Source organism: Alkalihalobacillus sp. MEB130 (genome assembly GCF_032335535.1).
GTDB lineage: Bacteria > Bacillota > Bacilli > Bacillales > Bacillaceae_D > Halalkalibacter.
This window is the reverse complement of record NZ_JAOANA010000009.1, coordinates 84,735-102,502: the sequence shown is the minus strand read 5'-3', so window position 1 is coordinate 102,502 and position 17,768 is coordinate 84,735. Positions and strand designations below refer to the sequence as shown.

Below are 17,768 nucleotides of genomic sequence, written 5' to 3'. Positions count from 1 at the left end.
TTTATCAGTCTCCTTTTTGAATTTGAGGATGGTTCGGTTGATTCTTAAGGCTTTTTTCTCTTTTTGACTTCTTCCTAGTAACAGATTGAGGTCTGGATTTTTGAAGCCATAATGGCAGGCGAATGAGAGCATCTTTCCATTCGCTAAGTATAATAGGTGCAATCGGTGCTAGGTAAGGTGAACCAAAAGAACGAAGTGAGCACATATGACCAAGTAGGACAAGAGTTGCCATTAAAATACCATAAAAACCAAATGAAGCAGCCGAAAATAGGAGAAAGAACCTTGATAAGACAACGGCATCGGTTAATGCTGTGACAACAAAACCAGAAATAGCGGTAAGGGCAATAACTATGACCATCGGTGCACTAACAATCCCTGCTTGAACAGCTGCTTCACCAATAACTAAAGCCCCGACAATACTAATAGCAGATCCAACAGGTCGTGGCATCCGAACCCCTGCTTCTTTCAGTAATTCAAAAACGATAATCATCATTAAGGCTTCGATAAAGACAGGAAATGGAACCTTTTCTTCCGCAGCTGCCATGGTTACTAGAAGCAAAGAGGGAACCATTTCTTGATGATATGTGGCAATAGCGACGAATAAAGAAGGTGTTGCAATCGTTAATAACAAAGCTAATACACGAAACAGCCTCAATAGGGAAGCAAAATATGGCCGTGAATAATAATCCTCGCCCACTTGCAGTGTCTCAATAAACAAATGAGGGACGGTTAACACAAAAGGGGTCCCATCACAAAAAATCGCCACGCGTCCTTCTAACAGTTTTGCTGCTATTTTATCAGGCTTTTCACTATTTGCGACTGTTGGAAAGATAGAATAAGGATGATCTTCAATATATTGTTCGAGATAGCCTGATTCTAAAATCATATCCGTATCAATTCGTTCAAGTCGATTTCTTACTTCTTCAACAACTTTTGAATCTGCAATGCCATTTATATACCCAATCCGAATCTTCGTTTTTGTTTGTTTTCCGATCTTCATCTCTTCAAAAAATAAGTTAGGGTTATTTATTTTTCTGCGAATTAGGGATGTATTTACCTTGAGTACTTCATTAAACCCTTCACGTGACCCACGTACACTTGATTCAGTATCAGGCTGTTCAACACTCCTTGCTTCAAATCCTTGTGTTCCTACAAGAAGTACATGATCAAAGCCATTAATAAAAATGGCAGTTTCTCCTGATAATACACCCTCTGTAACATCGTCTAATATATTGGATTCTTTTAAACTTGAGGTACTTATAATTCTTTTTTTTATATATGTATAATAATCTTCAGTTGGGGCTGAATTTGAATGAATGTTGGGTTCTAGTAATGGTTTAACTATGTGCATATTAATAACGTCTTCATTCACTAACCCATCAACAAAGCAGATAAATACACTAATGGACTGGTAATAATGCGCTTGAAATTCGCGGTATTTGATATCGGTGCTTGTGCCTAAGGAATTCTGCATTGTTGTCAGATTCTTCTCGATGTTTCTATGAAGGAAATTTATAGGCTGAGAGACATTCTTTCCGGACTTTGAAGAATGTTTCAACGATTGAATCTTTTTTGCTACTCGGAACTTTTTAATCATCTTCATTCCTCTTTCAAAAATGAGTTTGTTTCTTTATTGTTTGTATTCGTTGGTGAAAAATACAATATGTTGGAAAAACTGTGGAGAATGAAGAAAACGACCAAAGGACAAGAATGAATAGTGTCAAAGGTTTCTCATCAAACATAGGACATTGGAATAAACTGAACCTGGTGTACCAAACGGCCAAACCAATTGGTAAACTTACCATTCATCTACTAATGAAATACCTAGAGAAACCTGTTAGCCTTTTTAGATGAGCCTGTATCATTCAAAAAACAGGAGGTTAACAAATGAAAAACATCTTTTTCTTTCTAATAACAACGATCTTAGTAATCGGTTCATCATATACTACGACTCAAGCAAACGCTAAAGTGGAATTATCAAGTGACGCTGTGGGATTATTATGTGTAAAATATGGTATTAATCAAACGGAAAGCGCATGTTTTGATGATGAGACCAATCCTTTCATGACCTTAATAGCCAACAGAGATGCTGCTCTAATTATCTCTGATGAAGAAATGGATTTACTTGCTCAACTTGTTCACGCAGAAGCGAAAGGAGAGCCGTATGACGGTAAAGTAGCAGTAGCAACTGTCGTCCTGAATCGTATTGAACATGATGAATTTCCTGATACAGTTGAGGAAGTTATTTATGAAAAAAATGCATTCGAACCTGTCCAAAATAATTCAATTTATGAACCGGCAGACCAGGATTCATATGATGCTGTAGAGGAAGCTTTGCTTGATCGTGATGACGAAGGGGATGTAGTCTTCTTCTATAATCCTGAAACAGCAACAAGTGATTGGATTTTTACTCGTGAAGTCGTGAAGGTAATAGGAAACCACGCATTTGCGATTTAATTTGTGGATCGGTGAGAGTGATGTATCGCTTCATGTGAATATCAAAAGAAAACTGCAGTCCATTGTCTACAATGAACTGCAGTTTTTATTTTTGGATGAATTTCCCTTCCCTACTTCTCTTAAGATGTAGTATGAGGGGTACATTTTGATGAAATAGAAAAGTGTATAATCATGTTACTATATCTATTTTGAATCGTAAAATCTTTCTATTGTAAATTTAGAACGATCTCCTCTAAAAACAGCTTCAGAGTATTCAATTGGAATTTGTTCATTATTGTAAGTAAGTGTTTGTAAAGAAAAAATAGGAGTACCTTTTGTGATTTTTAGATCCTCACTTATTTTCTTATCTGCTAATACAGGTTCAATAGCTTCAACTGTTTTATAAATTTTAATATTGTATTTTGTTTGAAGTAACTTAAATAAAGAGCTTCTACAATCTTCCTCATCATTAATAAGTCCAGGGGCAAAGTGCCATGGCACGTATGATGTTTCATATTGCAAAGGATCCTCATTAGCAAACCTCATTCTGACAAGCCTATTAACAGGGTCATTTTCCTTAAGTTGTAACTTCTTTGCGAGAGCTCCATCTGCTGGGATTACGCGTAAATCTAAAATTTCGGTTCTAGGTTTATACCCTTGTTCTAGGATTTGGTTAGAAAATCCTTTCCAAGCAGAAGAGAGTGATTGGACTATCTTCGGTTTAGATACGAATGTTCCTCTTCCCTGAACTTTTTCTATCCTACCTTCTAGGGCTAATTGATCTAATGCGATCCTTACAGTTGTTCGACTTACATTATACTCTGTGCATAACTCCATCTCTGTAGGAAGTTTATCTCCAACTTTGTAAATGCCGGATTGTATTTTTTCAGAAATTGAATTTTTAACAATATAGTACAGCGAAGTCTCTTGTTTATCGTGACCCATGGTATACCTCCGAAAGTAGTATAAATCAAATATATGTTATAACAAGTATAAAACACATTATATACTAGTGCCTGAAATACAAGGGAAATATTATTGACATATTTGTTATAACAAATCTATAATCATAATAACAAATAAGAAGTGTAAAATACACGAACACTAGTTATATTGTATTTTATTTATAATAGTATCCGTGTTAGGGCGGCTAGCTACCTAGCTTTCTATCAGACTAGATGTAAAAGGGGTGACGAAGTGTTTTTTTTAATGGGAGTAGATGGTGGAGGGAGTAAGACATTTACTGTAATCTGCGATGAAAAAGGAAATATGGTAGGGAAAGGTATATCGGAATGTGGGAATCACCAATCAAATGGTATCAACCATGCGATTGCCAATATAAACGAGTCTATTGAAAGCGCTTTAAAAATGGCGGGATTAAACAAAAGTAATATCGATTTTGTGCAATTTGGCTTAGCTGGTGCAGATCGAGAAAAAGACTTTTCTATATTGCTTCCAGCTCTTGAAAATTTAGCATTTTCTAACTGGGATTTAGTGTGTGACACAATGGAGGGGCTGAGAGCAGGTTCAGCAGATAATGTTGGCGTTGTTTTAGTTTGTGGAACTGGAACAAATGCTGCAGGAAGAAATAAAGATGGAAAAATGGTTCAAACCGGTGGATTTGGCTATTTATATGGTGACTTTGCTGGTGGAGGACAAATGGCAAGAGAAACATTTCGGGCGGCGGTTCGTTCGTGGGAGCATAGAGAAGATCCTTCAATACTCACAAAGAAGGTTCCTGAATTTTTAAACTATCCATCAATGAATGAATTGGTTAATGCCTTTTTAGATAACGACATATTTACTGTACCTAATGATTTGACTCGGGTTTTGCACGATGCGGCAGAAGAAGGAGATTCCGTCGCTATAAAAATATTAACTAATATGGGAAAAGAACTTGGGTTAGCTGCTAAATCTGTTATAAAAAGGTTGGGCAATCTAGAGAGTCCGATTCCGGTTGTTTTGACAGGGAGTATTTTACAAAAGGGGAAAAATACATACCTACTCGAATCCATTGAGCGTTCTATTATTAGTGAATATCCTGAAATTAACTTAATTATCCCAACGATAGAACCGGTGTATGGGGCTCTCTTATTGGCGATGGATCAATTAAATATAACAGTGACAAAAGAAATGTATCAGAGCTTTGAATCGTATGGAGGTTATGAGGGATGAGCAAAGGGTTGAAAGTTGCAGTCATTGGAGGAGGATCTTCGTATACTCCTGAATTAATTGAGGGCTTTATTAAACGATATCATGAATTACCTGTGGAGGAACTGTATTTAGTAGATATAGAAAAAGGGCGTGAGAAATTAACCATTGTTGGGGACCTTGCTAAAAGAATGTTTGATAAAGCGGGGATTCCAATTAAGTTGAGAATTACGCTTGATCGGCGAGAGGCAATAAAGGGTGCGGATTTTGTTATAACTCAAATTCGCGTAGGGTTATTAGAGGCACGTGCTCGTGACGAGCATATTCCTTTGCGATACAACTGTATCGGACAGGAAACAACAGGAACCGGTGGATTAGCTAAAGCATTACGGACGATTCCGGTTGTTTTAGATATATGTAAGGATATTGAAGAACTTGCTCCTGATGCGACCCTGTTAAATTTCACTAACCCAGCAGGGATACTTACAGAAGCAGTGTTAAAACATACGAATGTCAAAACAATTGGCCTTTGTAATATTCCAATCGGGACGAAGATGCAAATTGCAAAATTATGTAAAACAGATGCTTCAAATGTTTTTATTGAAATGGCAGGAATCAATCACTTAAATTGGACAACTAAAGTGGTAGTAGGTGGAAAGGATATTACGAATGAAGTGTTATCAAAAGCATCAGGAGAGACAGGACTAACCATGAAAAACGTTCCTGATTTTGGGTGGGAACAATCATTTTTAGAAGCTTTAGGTGCATTGCCATGCGCATATCACCGTTATTTTTATATGAAAGAAACCATGTTAGAGGAACAATTAGAAGCAGTGAAGACGAAGGGAACACGAGCAACAATTGTTCAAAAAGTAGAGTCTGAGCTCTTTGAACTTTATAAGGATCAAAGCTTAGATAGTAAACCACCGCAATTACAAGAAAGAGGAGGAGCTTATTACTCGGAGGCTGCTTTGGACTTAATTTCCTCTATTTATAACAATAGAGGAGATATTCAAACAGTTAATGTTATGAATAACGGAATCATTTCTTGTTTACCGGATGACGTTTCTGTAGAAGTCAATTGTGTGATTGATGCACAGGGGGCACATCCTATTCAACTGACTGCTCCAATCCCACCACAAATTCGTGGACTATTACAAGTTGTAAAAGCTTACGAAGAGTTAGCTGTTAAGGCAGGAGTGACAGGGGACTATGAAGCGGCAATTCAAGCACTGACGATTCATCCGCTAGTGGGTTCAGTAAATCTAGCAAAACAAATTGTAGATGACATCATAGAAGAAAATAAATCATATTTACCCCAATTTGAAAAAAAGGCTCACCAAACTAATTAACTTTGTTATCGAATATACTTGTACTTAAATGATTAAGTGCAAGTATATTTAAGTTATTTGTTATTAAGGTGGGATTTTAAGAAATCATTTCACATATTAACAAAGATTGTTCTCGAGTCAATTAATGATAATGAAACACAATAACAGAGCTAGTTTAAAGAAACCTTATTTTGCTAACGATCGTCTAATAGGAAAAGAACTGTAAGGAGGGAAAAATGAGAGGACTTTTATTCTTATTACCGATGTTGGTCATCCTCAGTGCTTGTATCTCTACGAATGAAGCATTACCCGAAAAGAAGCCCACTGACTTCGCCTTTTCTTTAAAATACGGGGTGACAGCAGCAAATGAATTAAATACATATGAAAATACTTACAAAAAAGATTTGGTAGTGGACGGCACTGTAACAACAGATATGATCCTGTCCAACGAAGAAATAGAAGTCATTTATGAAAAATTTAGAAGTGCAAATGTTTTGGGATTACCAGATGAGAAAGGTGGTTCAACATGTATGGAGCCACATAATAGGTACGAACTTTCCATGACAATAGATGGTGAAGATTATCACGTAAAGTGGAATACAGCTTGCGAGTCAAGTGCGCTTACTAAATGGGAAGAGACGATGAATTTCATAAACAGGGAGATTATTTATCCGAAAGATGAGTACCAATCACTTCCGGAACCGACTGGAGGGTATGATTGATGAGAGGTTATTAAAGAATTAGGTTCCTATTCGCAGTGCAGTAAAATGCTGTGAACGGGAACCTTTTAGGTTTCTCGGTACTCGATTGAGACCTGCCGTATTGGCTAGTATATACCACCAAGAAAGTGATGTTATGATGAATATCCTCCTAGTACAAATACTCTAAATTCCACTCTCCTTCTATTGGTCGATCGGTGACCCTCATTAACTGTAATTTTTTAGAAGCTTCATATAAATAATACCCTCTATAAGGAATACACCCATCGGACCTCGATAGATTTCCAGCGAGGCATTGGTCTGATAAGGTTAAGTTTCTTAGTGTGTTTAAATCTTGTTTGTAAACAGCGGCATCCCATCGAACTTTTGAAACAATACTTGTAGTAATTTTTTGAGATATTCCAGTTAATTCACTTAACAACATGGCTGCTTTGATTGGGTAATCTCTGGAAAATTGATGTGTGCGCATGTGGGCTTTTAGATAGGCTATGACAATGCCGTCATTTAATTGAGCCCAATGATCGAGAGCGATAATACCGGTTAAATAGTCATCGATAAGTCCATCCAAATGGATGGTCGAGGCACCTTGTAATTTAGATAGACTTACATACGGCTCCCACATAACACTTGCTCCCACACCTCTTTGAATGATGTTTGAATAACTTAAGCTCATGTCTTGATTGATAACGTTACATGTTGCCTTTACCCCTGACAGAAGTCTATTTAGCCTATGACCGGCACTTGAATTCATAACGGTGGCAAGAGTGTGACCATGTAAGTCGTTTAGGTCGCGGAAGTGAAGATCTTTAGGAAGCACGAGTGAAATCCCTTCACTTTGAGGCGTTTTCCCATCAAAAGCAAGTAAGACAGGGTTAAAATTAGGCAAGACCGTACTTAACTGATGGCTGACCATAATAGGATAGTCTCCTAATGAAGCGATGTGGACGTTTCCTGCAATCATTCCTTCTATTAACTCTAGCCCGTTACTCGCATTCAGCCAATTGATATGAAATGGGCGTGCAAGATTTAATTTAGCAAGTTCGTCTTCAAAAAAACCAAGTTTCTTCATTAATAATGGGCTCCACATATGGGCAGTTTGACTTTGATATCCAATAGTGATCGTGTTCTGCGCTGACCCATATTTTTGTTCGGTTTCTATAGGGTCTTTTACCTTTGAGTGTTGACGAACCCATTGATTAAGTTCTTGTTTATGAAAGAAAATTTCCTTTCCAATTTTTATAAAAGGCAAGCGTTTTGATTTACGCCATCTGTCTATCGTTGAACGACTAACTTGTAATAGGTCAATCGCTTCCTGCATGGTGATAAGGTCTAAATCATTCATTGCTTATGGCTCTCCTTTTAGTAATCCTTTCCTACAGTATAGTAAATTTTAAGTGAGCTAGGCATGATTACGTCAGAAAACATACCATTCATGTTTATAGTAGTAAGTGGATTTGGGATTAAATGGATTTATTCATCGTTGTTCGTCAATTTTACTCACTCCTCATGAATCTCTTAATCTTTATTGAATGCCTGAATATGCAATGCTATTTTATACTTATCGGTAGGAGTAAAGGGAGGAATGAAAATGAAAAAGATTGGCGCTTTAATAAGTTTAGGAATGATGTTTTCTTTCATGTTATCGGGTTGTGGAGGTGCTGCTGAAAGTGATGTTCCTGAATCAATTGAATCTCGAGAAACGAATGCGGAAGCCAGTGAAGAATTAACAGAAATAAAACAAATTACATCATGGTTTGCACAGCCAGACCACGGAGGGCAATATGCAGCTTTAGCAAAAGGTTTTTATGAGGAAGCAGGATTAGATATGACGATAGAATCTGGTGGCCCACAAGTATCCGCTGTTCAAATCGTTGCATCGGGTGAGGCTGATTTTGGCATGGCACCTGCAGATGCACTCATTGCTGCACGTGATCAAGGGATTCCGGTTGTCGGTTTAGCTGCGATCTTGCAATCTAATCCACAAATCTTACTGTTTCATAAAGATACACCGATAAACGATTTTTCTGATTTAGATGGAAGAACAGTTTATGTTGCACCAGGAGTTATGTATTGGGAATACATTCAAAATGCCTACAATTTAAATGATGTTCAAGAAATGGCGTTCACAGGACAATTTGGTCCTTTTATTGCTGATGAAGAGTCTGTCAGTCAAGCATTTGTGACAACTGCTCCGTATAACTTAGCGCAAGAAGGAGTAGAAGTTGACTACTTGTTTATTGATGATTCAGGCTACGAAACGTATGCAAATGTACTTTTCACAACAGAAGATTATATTGAAGAAAACTATGAGACGGTTAAGGCCTATATTGAAGCTAGCTTACAAGGTTGGGACTACTATAAAACGAATTACGATGAAATCAATCCAGTTATTCAAGAAGCCAATCCAGACTATGATCTTGAAGCAATGGCTTATGGATCGGAGGCATTAATTGACTTAATTTATGGAAGTGATGCAGCTGAACACGGAGTAGGATATATGTCTGAGGGGAAATGGTCGAAACTATTAAATCAATTGAAAGATATAGGGATTGTCGAATCAAATATTGATGTAACTGACTTATTTACAACGGAATTTCTGCCGAATGAATAACAAATAAAAAGAAGAAGGAGAATCTCTTGCTTACACATGACCATAAACGAAAACATTTTGCAATGAAAGTAAGTTTGATTGGCCTTTTTGGAGGATTTTTCGGAGGACTTCTTGGAATTGGAGGATCGTTTCTCGTCATCCCTTTTTTAATTGCGGTCTTTGGTCTTAGTCCACATAAGTCACATGCTACAGCACTTCCTGTTGCATTTGCTTCAGGAGTAGCTGCTCTTGGTTTTTATTTTTCATCAGGTCAAGTGAACGTAACGATTAGTTTCCAAGTAATGATTGGCTGTTTAACAGGGGTCATTGCCGGTACGCATCTTATGAAATATGTCAAAGGACAAATGCTGAGCTTCCTTTTCGGTTTGTTTCTATTATCACTGGCTGGTCTATATATGTTCCCTGTTTCGCCACTAGATCCTTTTGTTTCTACAGGTGAACTGTATACAATGATCATGGCGGTTGTGCTTGGTCTTATAGCAGGACTTTCAAGTGGACTATTTGGAGCGGGAGGGGGTACCATTTTAGTGCCGGGTACGGTTATTTTATTACAAGTAAGTGAGCATATGGGGCAAGGAATTTCGCTCCTTGCGATTATTCCAACAACGATTCTAGGTACTTGGCTGCAATATAAACAAGATAACTTGGCCCTTCATATTGTTCCATTGTTAACAAGTACAGCTTTTATCGGAGGTTTAGCAGGAGGATATATGGCCATTCTCACTCACGGTACGATTTTAAGAATATTGATTGTCGTTGCATTGCTCTATATTGGAGTACAAAATACAATTAAAAACTATCCTTGGAGAAAAAAAGTTCCTTCAGGGCAAGTTTCCAAAGCGAATTAAAAAAGATTTCTTTCCTTCAATTGTTGAAGGGAAGAAATCTTTTTTATTATGTTTTCCGATAAGACTGAAATAATTTTCGGTGTTCAGTAGAGGTTGGGTGAAGCTTCTTAATGGGGGCTTGTTCAATTGCATCATTTACCAGCTTAGATACCTCGCGCATTAAGGATCGAGCGTCCCAATCGAGTGGCCAACCATTCCACAAACGCAATTCACCGGCAACAAATACCCCCATAATTTGATCGCGATTCCCAAAACGAGTCAGCTCCCAAATAAGATCTCGAGAAGGATGAAATTCAGGAATATTAATATCTATAATTAAAAAATCAGCTGCTTTTCCTGCGGCAATTTCCCCTGTTATGTTTTCGAGGGAGATGGCTTCTGCACCTCCTGATGTCGCATGGTCGAACCAAGGCCAACCTCCCCCAGTTGAAAAATCACCAGTTGGAATTCCAAAGGCTAAGCGTTGTGCGGCTTCTGCAGCATCTAATAAGCGGAACCCGTCACTTCTTGTGCTATCTGTTCCAATTCCGAATCGAATTCCTAGTTCGTGCATGGATGTTGCTGGAGCTGTCGCATTGCCTTTCCATAAGGTTGCAACAGGGTTATAAGCGATAGCCGTATCTGTTTCTTTAATTAAACGTAATTCATGAGGTGTTAGCAACGTAGCGTGGGCAATCAGAGTTTGAGGACCTAGCGCTTCAACAGAATGTAAATGCTCTAAAGGTCTCAGTCCTTTGTCAATGATTGACCGCTCGACAGAGGAGAGGTGCTCGTTCACATGCGTTTGGAATACCACGCCTGCTTCATGACATAGGGAAGCAACACTGTATAACATGTCATTGGATGCCGCTTCTGGTATAGAGATGGCTAAAGAAGGATGAATCAGACTTTTGCTTTGCCAATTTGCTAAATGCTTCTCAGCTCGTTGTAATATTTGGTGTGATTGCAATGTAGGAGCACCGCCGCCCTTATCATTACAAATTAAGCCAAGAACACATCGCAAACCAGCGTCTGTCACCGCCTGAGCTAACGGAGCTAGATCTCCTTCTGCACGAGTTCCAGCATCGACAACTGTTGTAAATCCGCCTCTAAGTGACTCGAGTGCTGCTAGTTTACCAGCAAGATACACGAGGTCTTCTGTAAGAGAGCCTTCGAGTGGCACCCATATTCTCTTGAAAATTTCAGATGGTTCCCCAAAAGCTAGGGCTTTACCGAAAGCTTGTGTAAGATGATGGTGCGCATCAATGAATCCAGGCATTAAGCAAGCGCCAGGGAGAGCAATTTTCTTCGTGTCAGCGTAGCGAAACTGTAATTCAGTTGCAGGACCGACATCAGTAAATTTTCCGTTATGTACAAGCACAGCATAATCCGTAACAGGCCCACCTCGGAGAATTACATACTCAGGCAAAAAAAGCATTGGTTCGTCTGTGAAAATTGTTGGATCAATAGACATCCGAGTACTCATTAAACTCCACCTTTCTCATGATTAATAGATAACCTTAAAGTAACAGGAAGCCCTAAAGTCGTCAATGAACCTGGAAGAGAGTGACGATGAATGACGAAAATCGAATAATATTACCAATTTTTTGTAGTGGAATTAAACATGTTACTTTGTTAAAGGGCATGTCTCGCCGTACACTGCCAAAAACACTGATACACAGGAAAAATTTAAACATAAATCAAAGGATTACCCACACATGAAAGCGCTTAAACAATTTATAATGATAGAAAGACCGTTTTCTCAAGGATGACGAATATAATTAATTTAACCTCTTGCTGGATTACTAGATTACATACCTTGCTATTGAATGTTAGGTATCGTTATTTTTCAACTGTGTTACTATCTAGATAATCCAATGTGATATGAAACTCCCACCATTAAGAAAATAAGGTGTTTTTTATGAAATTTCAAAATAAAATTCTATTAGCTTTTTTATTGCTCATTTTACTGCCAATCTTTATTTTAGGTCTTGTATCATATCATGTTACCTCAACCACCTTGAAGGACAAAGTGGGTGAGGAGACAGTATATACGTTAGAATCGATTGGTTTAAATTTACAAATGGTCCTATCAGAGGTTAATACCTTGTCCAATTACATTATCTCTTCGAGGGAGGTTCAAGATTTCATTAAGTATAATGATGAAAAATCCTTACTAGATTTTTATAATCAAGGTCAGGCCATTGCTGGGTTGCTTTATGGTCAATCGAAGCTTAATGAATTAGTGCTTTATAGTGAAGTAGGACAAGTATATAGCTTCCAACGAACGGAAATTCCATCATTTCAACAATTTCAGAAATCAGAATTTTTTCAATTGTTGAAAGCGGAGGAAGGCAGGCCAGTCTGGATAACGACTGTGGATAGTCATAAGTTTATGGAAAATGACAAGCCAATTTTTTCACAGGGGCGCCTTATCAAAGATCTAAATACCCTCAACGCGATAGGTTATCTTATTCTTGATGTAAGATTAGACCGGTTTGACGAGGTGTTTCAAGCTCTTCAGCAGGACGACTCGCAAACAATGATCGTCAATGACAGAGGAGAAGTGGTTTATCACTTAAGCCACGAGATGATTGGTGAAACGATAGCACTTCCGCAAGAGATGATAGTAAGTCAATCAGGAACATTCATCAATCATTGGGAAAAAGAGAAAAGCTTAATTTCTTATATTCCCATCACCTTTAACGAAAATGAAATTTCTTCATTTTACCTAGTCTCAGTCAAGCCATGGAGTTTTATTACAAGCGAAACGAAATTTATTAGAAACATAACTATTCTATTAGTAATTGTAGTAACGGTTTTTGCGATTTTCTTTAAGCAATTATTTTTAAATAATATCATTCACTTCATTACAGAATTTCAAGCAAATATGAAGCAGGTGGAGAAAGGGCAGTTGTCTACTAGGATGCAAACCTTTGCTTATAGAGAATTGAATCAGTTGGCAAAAAGTTTTAACCGGATGGTCGATGAAATCTCTATATTATTAAACCGAGTGAAGGATGAACAGGAACGTAAGAGAAAGGCGGAATTTAAGGTCCTGCAAAACCAAATTAACCCGCATTTTTTATATAACACGCTTGAATCGATTAATTCGATGGCAGTGCTACACGGGAGTAGAGAGATTAGTAAAATGACGATTAACCTAGGGAAACTGCTACGAATTAGTATCAATTCTGATGACCGTGTCCGAGTCAGTGATGAAGTACGTCATGCGATCAGTTACCTAGAAATTCAAAAAATCCGTTTTAATGAGCGGTTTACCTTTGAGATTACCTGTGACAAAGAATTAGAGCATCATTATATATTAAAGCTTGTATTACAGCCCCTTGTGGAGAACACGTTAAAACACGGTTTTGACAAAAATAAATTGGATGGATTCATTAACATCCGTGGAGGTATTTCTAACACCAATCAAGGGTTTCTATTCATTGAAGATAATGGGTGCGGAATTTCTAAGGATGTACTTGCAGCCTTTAACGAATCCAACAAATTGAGAAAGACACTCAATCAAAGTATTGGCTGCGGTGTAATGAACGTACAAGAACGGATGAAGCTATATTATGGTGACCGTTACGGCATAATGATTTGCTCGTATGAAAATGCAGGTACGATCATCAAGCTAACATTTCCACTAAGTGAGGGGGAGCATCATGACCTATAAAGTGGTACTAGTAGACGACGAAACATTGATTCTTAGAAGTTTAACGAAAATCATCGATTGGCAGGCTTGCGATTGTGAAGTAGTGGGTACGGCAAATGACGGGGAAGAGGGAGTCTCCCTCATTAAGGAGGCGAAGCCTGACATCGTCATAACCGATATAAACATGCCAGAAAAGAACGGCCTAGATTTACTAAAGGAAGTGCAATTGCTTCCGCATCGGCCAGAAGTGATTCTGTTAAGTGGCTATAACGAATTTGAATATGCGAGAGAAGGACTGCAGAACAATGCCTTTGATTATATATTAAAGCCAATTGATCATGAAGAATTAGAAGAATGTCTTGGGAAGGTCATAGTGAAATTTAAGGAAGACATGAAAAAGCACTATGAGCAGAGGAAATATCTGATTTACGAAGCATTAACAATCGGATACGACAACAAGATTACAGTAAATAATCAAAACAAGCTTGCAATCGCAGCGATCGAGCTAAATAAACCATCAACCACTTTTGAAGAACGCCTTTTAGATTTGGTGAAACAAGAGAGAGGTGAAGACCTCACAGAGGTTTTCTTCTACAAATTTGAGAGCACGCGATATGTGATGGTTTATACGCATCCAAATCGAGATATTGATTTGGCGAGTAAGGTGAAAGGGGAAATCATTGAGTTTAAAGAAACAGTAGATTCACTGGTGAAGATTGCCTTAGGCAAAGAAGTGATAGGTCTCCAGAATCTATCTGTCTCCTTTCAGGAAACATGCCAGATGTTAGATTCCGCCTCCTTTTTAAAAATGAATCTAGTATCCGAGCAGGATATTAAAAATGAATATCGCTCGAAATGTTCTCCAGAAGCCGCTATTGAAAAAGCAAAGCGATACATGCAGGAAAACTTCACAAAGGAAATTGGGATTGAAGCAGTTTGTGAAGAGGTGCTGTTAAGTGTCAGTTACTTTAGTGTTTTGTTTAAGGAAAAAACAGGTGTGACGTTTTTGGAATATCTAACAAACTTAAGGATAGAGCACGCGTGTGTTCTATTGAAAACAACCGATTTAAAAACCTATGAAATTGCTAATATGGTTGGCTACAGCGATCAAAGGTATTTTAGTCAAGTCTTTAAAAAACGTCTTCAAATGACACCAAGCCAATACCGAAGCAAAGAGTAAGGTACTTTTTCATAAGAAAGGAAGGCTCAAAATGAAAACAAAATGGATGATTGGCTCAACGGTTTTGGTTGTGTGTTTATTTTTGAGCGCTTGTTCAACGGAGGGAGAAGTTCAAGAGCAGGTTGAACAAAGAAACATCGAATTTTTTCAAACAAAAGAAAATGCAGTTACCTTTTTTGATGAAATCATTCACGAATTTGAATTGGAGAATCCTCATATAACCATTGAGCAGGTTAGCATTCCAGACGGTATGGCTGTTCTAAAGACGCGAATCGCTCGGGGGGATGTTCCAGATATTTTTATTACGTATCCGATAGAACAGGACTATGTTGTTCGTGCAAATAATGGGTATTTATTAGATATAACCGATGAAACGTTTATCCAGCAGGTAGATGAGGACATACAAAGCCGTTATCTTATTAATGGGAGAATGTATGGAGTGGCTTTATCTCAAAATGCTGTTGGTGTGATTTATAATAAGGATGCATTTAACGAGTTAGGACTTGAAATACCTGAGACTTGGGATCAGTTTATAGAGACATTGGAATTGCTAGAATTAGCTCAAAAACAGCCAATATTATTTGCCAATAAAGAACTTGAGAGTGTAAGCGTATTTAATTTAAATTTAGTTGCGAATGAGTTTGATAGCAATTATTGGAGTAGTTTAACTAGTGGTTTGGTGAACATTCAAAATGACCCAAGGTGGGAAGAGATTGCAGAAAAAATGCTTGCTGTTTTGGAGTTTGCGCAAGACAACTCGTTTAGCTACGATACCGATGCTGTTATTAAATCGTTTTCTATTGGAGAGGGGGCGATGTTTGTTAGTGGAGTATGGGCTCTACCAGAGTTGGAGAAATTAGAGCCGAACATCAACTATGGAATGTTTCCATTTCCAGCTACAAATGATCCGGAAAATAATAAAATTCTTGGGGGTGTCGATGGAGGATTTGCCATAGCTGCAAACACGGAGTATCCAGAGGAAGCAAAACAATTTCTAGCTTTTCTCCTCGAACAAGAAAATGCCCAAAGGTTTTCTGATTTTGAAGGAAATATAAGTGCTGTGAATGGTGTGAAGATGAACAAGCCAGAGGTTAGCTTATTAGCAGAGCGTGTAAATGAAGGGAAAAGTGTCAACTGGCCCAACCATTATTGGAGTGGAGGCACAGCGGCAGAGACAGATTATCGGCGAATTTCTCAACTTTTCTATTTTGACCGTGACATTCCAGCTTATTTAAAAAAACTAGATAGCATGTTTGATCAGTATAGGTGATGTCTGAAAAGAATAATAGTCTAACCAAAAATCTCTCACTTTGTTGAGGGATTTTTTTTATTCGAAAGATAATAAAAATTTAAACATTAATCAAAGCTTTGTCTCGTTTTGTAAGCGCTTTAAAATAGATACAATGAGTTTGTAGCTAACAGAAAAAGAAAAGCTAGATGCTACGAATGAACAAAATTAAGTACATGGGCTTCAAATGTAAGCCAAACAAAAAATCGTTAGGGGGAAATGAAATGAAACGTTTTTGGTTAAGCACTATTTTACTACTCGCTATAACAGTGCTAGTAGTAGGGTGCTCATCAGGCTCTGATGAAGCAAGTAGTAATAGTGGAAATGGCAGTGGTAGTGACGCTGATGGGGACGTGGTTAACTTAACTTTATGGCATCCACAAGGAGATACGCAAGAAGCTTATAAAGAAATTATTGAAGCGTTTAATGAAGAATATGCAGGAGAGATTCATGCGGACCTAGAGTTAGTACCAAGAGGGAGTACGTATGCCTATGAAGATAGAATTTCAGCGGCAGCAACAAGCAAAACATTACCAGATTTAGTGGCATTGGATGGTCCTAACGTGGCAAACTATGCCGATGCGGGAATTATTCAACCGATTGAAGGACTTGTAGATGAATTAGATGATTTCGTAGATTCGATTATTACGCAAGGAACCTACGACGGTCAGCTGTACACATTAGGTGCAACAGAATCGACTGTGGCATTATTCTATAACGTAGAAATGCTAGCGGATGCGGGGATTGAACCTCCAAAGACGTTAGAAGAAGCTTGGACTTGGGATGAATTCTATGAAGCGGCTCAGCAATTAACGGATAGAGACAACGGAATTTATGGAGTTAACTGGACACTAGATTATGGTGAGTGGATTATTTACTTCTCAGGACCAACGGTGTGGAGTAATGATGGTAGCTTTATTTCTGAAGATGGCTCAACGGTAGATGGTTATATTAACAGCCCTGAAACAATTGAAGCTTTAGAATTCTTACAAAAATTCACAACAGAAGGTCTAGTAAACTTACAGCCAACACCAACTGAATTTGAAGATGGAAACGCCGCGATGATGTTAATGGGATCATGGCAATGGGCTCAACTGCAAAATTACCCAGAAACAGAATGGGGAATTACTTATTACCCAAGAAGTCCTAATGGAGAACAAGTTTCACCGTCTGGTGACTGGAACTGGGGTATGTCTACGAATACAGAGCATGTAGAAGAGTCTGCAATACTTCTTAACTATATTTTAAACAAAGAGAATGTTATTAAAATAGCAAGATCAGATAATAAGCCAGCAGCACGAATTTCTTCCTTCGAAGAAATGACAGAGTGGGATGAAGAACCTCTTAACGTTCTAAAAGATCAAGTGTTATATACCGCTCATCCAAGGCCATCAACTACTTCTTACCCTGTCTTATCATCAAGATACGGTCAAGCAGTACAGAATATCTTCCTTGGTGGTGACGTCAAGGCCGAAATAGAGCAGGTAGTGGCAGAAGTAGAAGCAGATATTGCACGAAATAATTAATAATTTTAAAAGGCAATCCTTTGCGGTTGCCTTTTAAA

Annotated in this window: 14 protein-coding genes; 10 read left to right on the top strand and 4 right to left on the bottom strand. The window is 38.1% G+C overall.

The annotated features are described in order from the left end of the window. Positions 1–4 precede the first annotated feature (4 nt). Positions 5–1,597 (bottom strand): spore germination protein, encoded by a 1,593-nt coding sequence (locus N0O92_RS11045; RefSeq protein ID WP_315614714.1) that lies wholly within the window; start codon positions 1,595–1,597, stop codon positions 5–7. A 290-nt stretch (positions 1,598–1,887) separates the two neighbouring features. On the opposite strand from N0O92_RS11045, the gene N0O92_RS11040 reads away from it, so the two are divergent. Next, complete coding sequence (locus N0O92_RS11040; RefSeq protein WP_315614713.1) at positions 1,888–2,457, top strand: cell wall hydrolase; 570 nt, start codon at positions 1,888–1,890, stop codon at positions 2,455–2,457. Positions 2,458–2,640: 183 nt separating this feature from the next. Here N0O92_RS11040 and N0O92_RS11035 read toward each other — a convergent pair whose 3' ends face one another. Next, a complete protein-coding gene (locus N0O92_RS11035; RefSeq protein WP_315614712.1) occupies positions 2,641–3,381 on the bottom strand; it encodes a GntR family transcriptional regulator in 741 nt (246 codons plus the stop codon). A gap of 252 nt (positions 3,382–3,633) precedes the next feature. Between N0O92_RS11035 and N0O92_RS11030 the strand changes: the two genes are divergently transcribed. From N0O92_RS11030 to N0O92_RS11020, 3 genes are all read left to right on the top strand, one after another. Beyond that, a complete protein-coding gene (locus N0O92_RS11030) occupies positions 3,634–4,611 on the top strand; it encodes an N-acetylglucosamine kinase (RefSeq protein WP_315614711.1) in 978 nt (325 codons plus the stop codon). Then, positions 4,608–5,939 (top strand): 6-phospho-beta-glucosidase, encoded by a 1,332-nt coding sequence (locus N0O92_RS11025; protein WP_315614710.1) that lies wholly within the window; start codon positions 4,608–4,610, stop codon positions 5,937–5,939. The genes N0O92_RS11030 and N0O92_RS11025 overlap by 4 nt, the downstream gene beginning before the upstream one ends. A 215-nt stretch (positions 5,940–6,154) precedes the next feature. Further along, positions 6,155–6,640: a hypothetical protein gene (locus tag N0O92_RS11020; RefSeq protein WP_315614709.1), complete on the top strand. Its 486-nt coding sequence runs from the start codon at positions 6,155–6,157 to the stop codon at positions 6,638–6,640. 148 nt (positions 6,641–6,788) lie between these two features. Here the strand turns inward: N0O92_RS11020 and N0O92_RS11015 are convergent, their stop codons facing one another. Continuing rightward, positions 6,789–7,979 (bottom strand): helix-turn-helix domain-containing protein, encoded by a 1,191-nt coding sequence (locus N0O92_RS11015; RefSeq protein WP_315614708.1) that lies wholly within the window; start codon positions 7,977–7,979, stop codon positions 6,789–6,791. A 246-nt stretch (positions 7,980–8,225) separates the two neighbouring features. Between N0O92_RS11015 and N0O92_RS11010 the strand changes: the two genes are divergently transcribed. Both N0O92_RS11010 and N0O92_RS11005 read left to right on the top strand, forming a co-directional pair. Beyond that, entirely contained in the window at positions 8,226–9,248 is a 1,023-nt protein-coding gene (locus N0O92_RS11010) for an ABC transporter substrate-binding protein (protein WP_315614707.1), read from the top strand. Between the two features lie 26 nt (positions 9,249–9,274). Then, positions 9,275–10,096, top strand: coding sequence for a sulfite exporter TauE/SafE family protein (locus N0O92_RS11005; protein ID WP_315614706.1), 822 nt, complete (start codon positions 9,275–9,277; stop codon positions 10,094–10,096). Between the two features lie 46 nt (positions 10,097–10,142). On the opposite strand, the gene N0O92_RS11000 is transcribed toward N0O92_RS11005, so the two are convergent. Next, positions 10,143–11,561 carry an amidohydrolase family protein gene (locus N0O92_RS11000; RefSeq protein ID WP_315614705.1) on the bottom strand — a complete coding sequence of 473 codons (1,419 nt, stop codon included), beginning with the start codon at positions 11,559–11,561 and terminating at the stop codon, positions 10,143–10,145. A 435-nt stretch (positions 11,562–11,996) separates the two neighbouring features. On the opposite strand from N0O92_RS11000, the gene N0O92_RS10995 reads away from it, so the two are divergent. The 4 genes from N0O92_RS10995 (at position 11,997) to N0O92_RS10980 (ending at position 17,730) form a co-directional block, all read left to right on the top strand. After that, positions 11,997–13,757 (top strand): cache domain-containing sensor histidine kinase, encoded by a 1,761-nt coding sequence (locus tag N0O92_RS10995; protein ID WP_315614704.1) that lies wholly within the window; start codon positions 11,997–11,999, stop codon positions 13,755–13,757. Beyond that, positions 13,747–14,916 carry a response regulator transcription factor gene (locus N0O92_RS10990; RefSeq protein WP_315614703.1) on the top strand — a complete coding sequence of 390 codons (1,170 nt, stop codon included), beginning with the start codon at positions 13,747–13,749 and terminating at the stop codon, positions 14,914–14,916. The genes N0O92_RS10995 and N0O92_RS10990 overlap by 11 nt, the downstream gene beginning before the upstream one ends. A gap of 31 nt (positions 14,917–14,947) precedes the next feature. Further along, the gene (locus N0O92_RS10985; protein WP_315614701.1) at positions 14,948–16,186 is read left to right on the top strand and encodes an ABC transporter substrate-binding protein; all 1,239 of its coding nucleotides are present in this window, start codon (positions 14,948–14,950) and stop codon (positions 16,184–16,186) included. Positions 16,187–16,428: 242 nt separating this feature from the next. Beyond that, a complete protein-coding gene (locus N0O92_RS10980) occupies positions 16,429–17,730 on the top strand; it encodes an ABC transporter substrate-binding protein (RefSeq protein ID WP_315614700.1) in 1,302 nt (433 codons plus the stop codon). Positions 17,731–17,768: the final 38 nt, after the last annotated feature.

Excerpts from the sequence above, each read along its gene's own strand:
- N0O92_RS11010 (WP_315614707.1), top strand. The coding sequence starts at position 8,226 with ATGAAAAAGATTGGCGCTTTAATAAGTTTAGGAATGATGTTTTCTTTC.
- N0O92_RS11015 (WP_315614708.1), bottom strand. The coding sequence starts at position 7,979 with ATGAATGATTTAGACCTTATCACCATGCAGGAAGCGATTGACCTATTA.
- N0O92_RS11040 (WP_315614713.1), top strand. The coding sequence starts at position 1,888 with ATGAAAAACATCTTTTTCTTTCTAATAACAACGATCTTAGTAATCGGT.
- N0O92_RS11000 (WP_315614705.1), bottom strand. The coding sequence starts at position 11,561 with ATGAGTACTCGGATGTCTATTGATCCAACAATTTTCACAGACGAACCA.
- N0O92_RS10995 (WP_315614704.1), top strand. The coding sequence starts at position 11,997 with ATGAAATTTCAAAATAAAATTCTATTAGCTTTTTTATTGCTCATTTTA.
- N0O92_RS11025 (WP_315614710.1), top strand. The coding sequence starts at position 4,608 with ATGAGCAAAGGGTTGAAAGTTGCAGTCATTGGAGGAGGATCTTCGTAT.
- N0O92_RS10990 (WP_315614703.1), top strand. The coding sequence starts at position 13,747 with ATGACCTATAAAGTGGTACTAGTAGACGACGAAACATTGATTCTTAGA.
- N0O92_RS11020 (WP_315614709.1), top strand. The coding sequence starts at position 6,155 with ATGAGAGGACTTTTATTCTTATTACCGATGTTGGTCATCCTCAGTGCT.
- N0O92_RS11045 (WP_315614714.1), bottom strand. The coding sequence starts at position 1,597 with ATGATTAAAAAGTTCCGAGTAGCAAAAAAGATTCAATCGTTGAAACAT.
- N0O92_RS10980 (WP_315614700.1), top strand. The coding sequence starts at position 16,429 with ATGAAACGTTTTTGGTTAAGCACTATTTTACTACTCGCTATAACAGTG.
- N0O92_RS11035 (WP_315614712.1), bottom strand. The coding sequence starts at position 3,381 with ATGGGTCACGATAAACAAGAGACTTCGCTGTACTATATTGTTAAAAAT.
- N0O92_RS10985 (WP_315614701.1), top strand. The coding sequence starts at position 14,948 with ATGAAAACAAAATGGATGATTGGCTCAACGGTTTTGGTTGTGTGTTTA.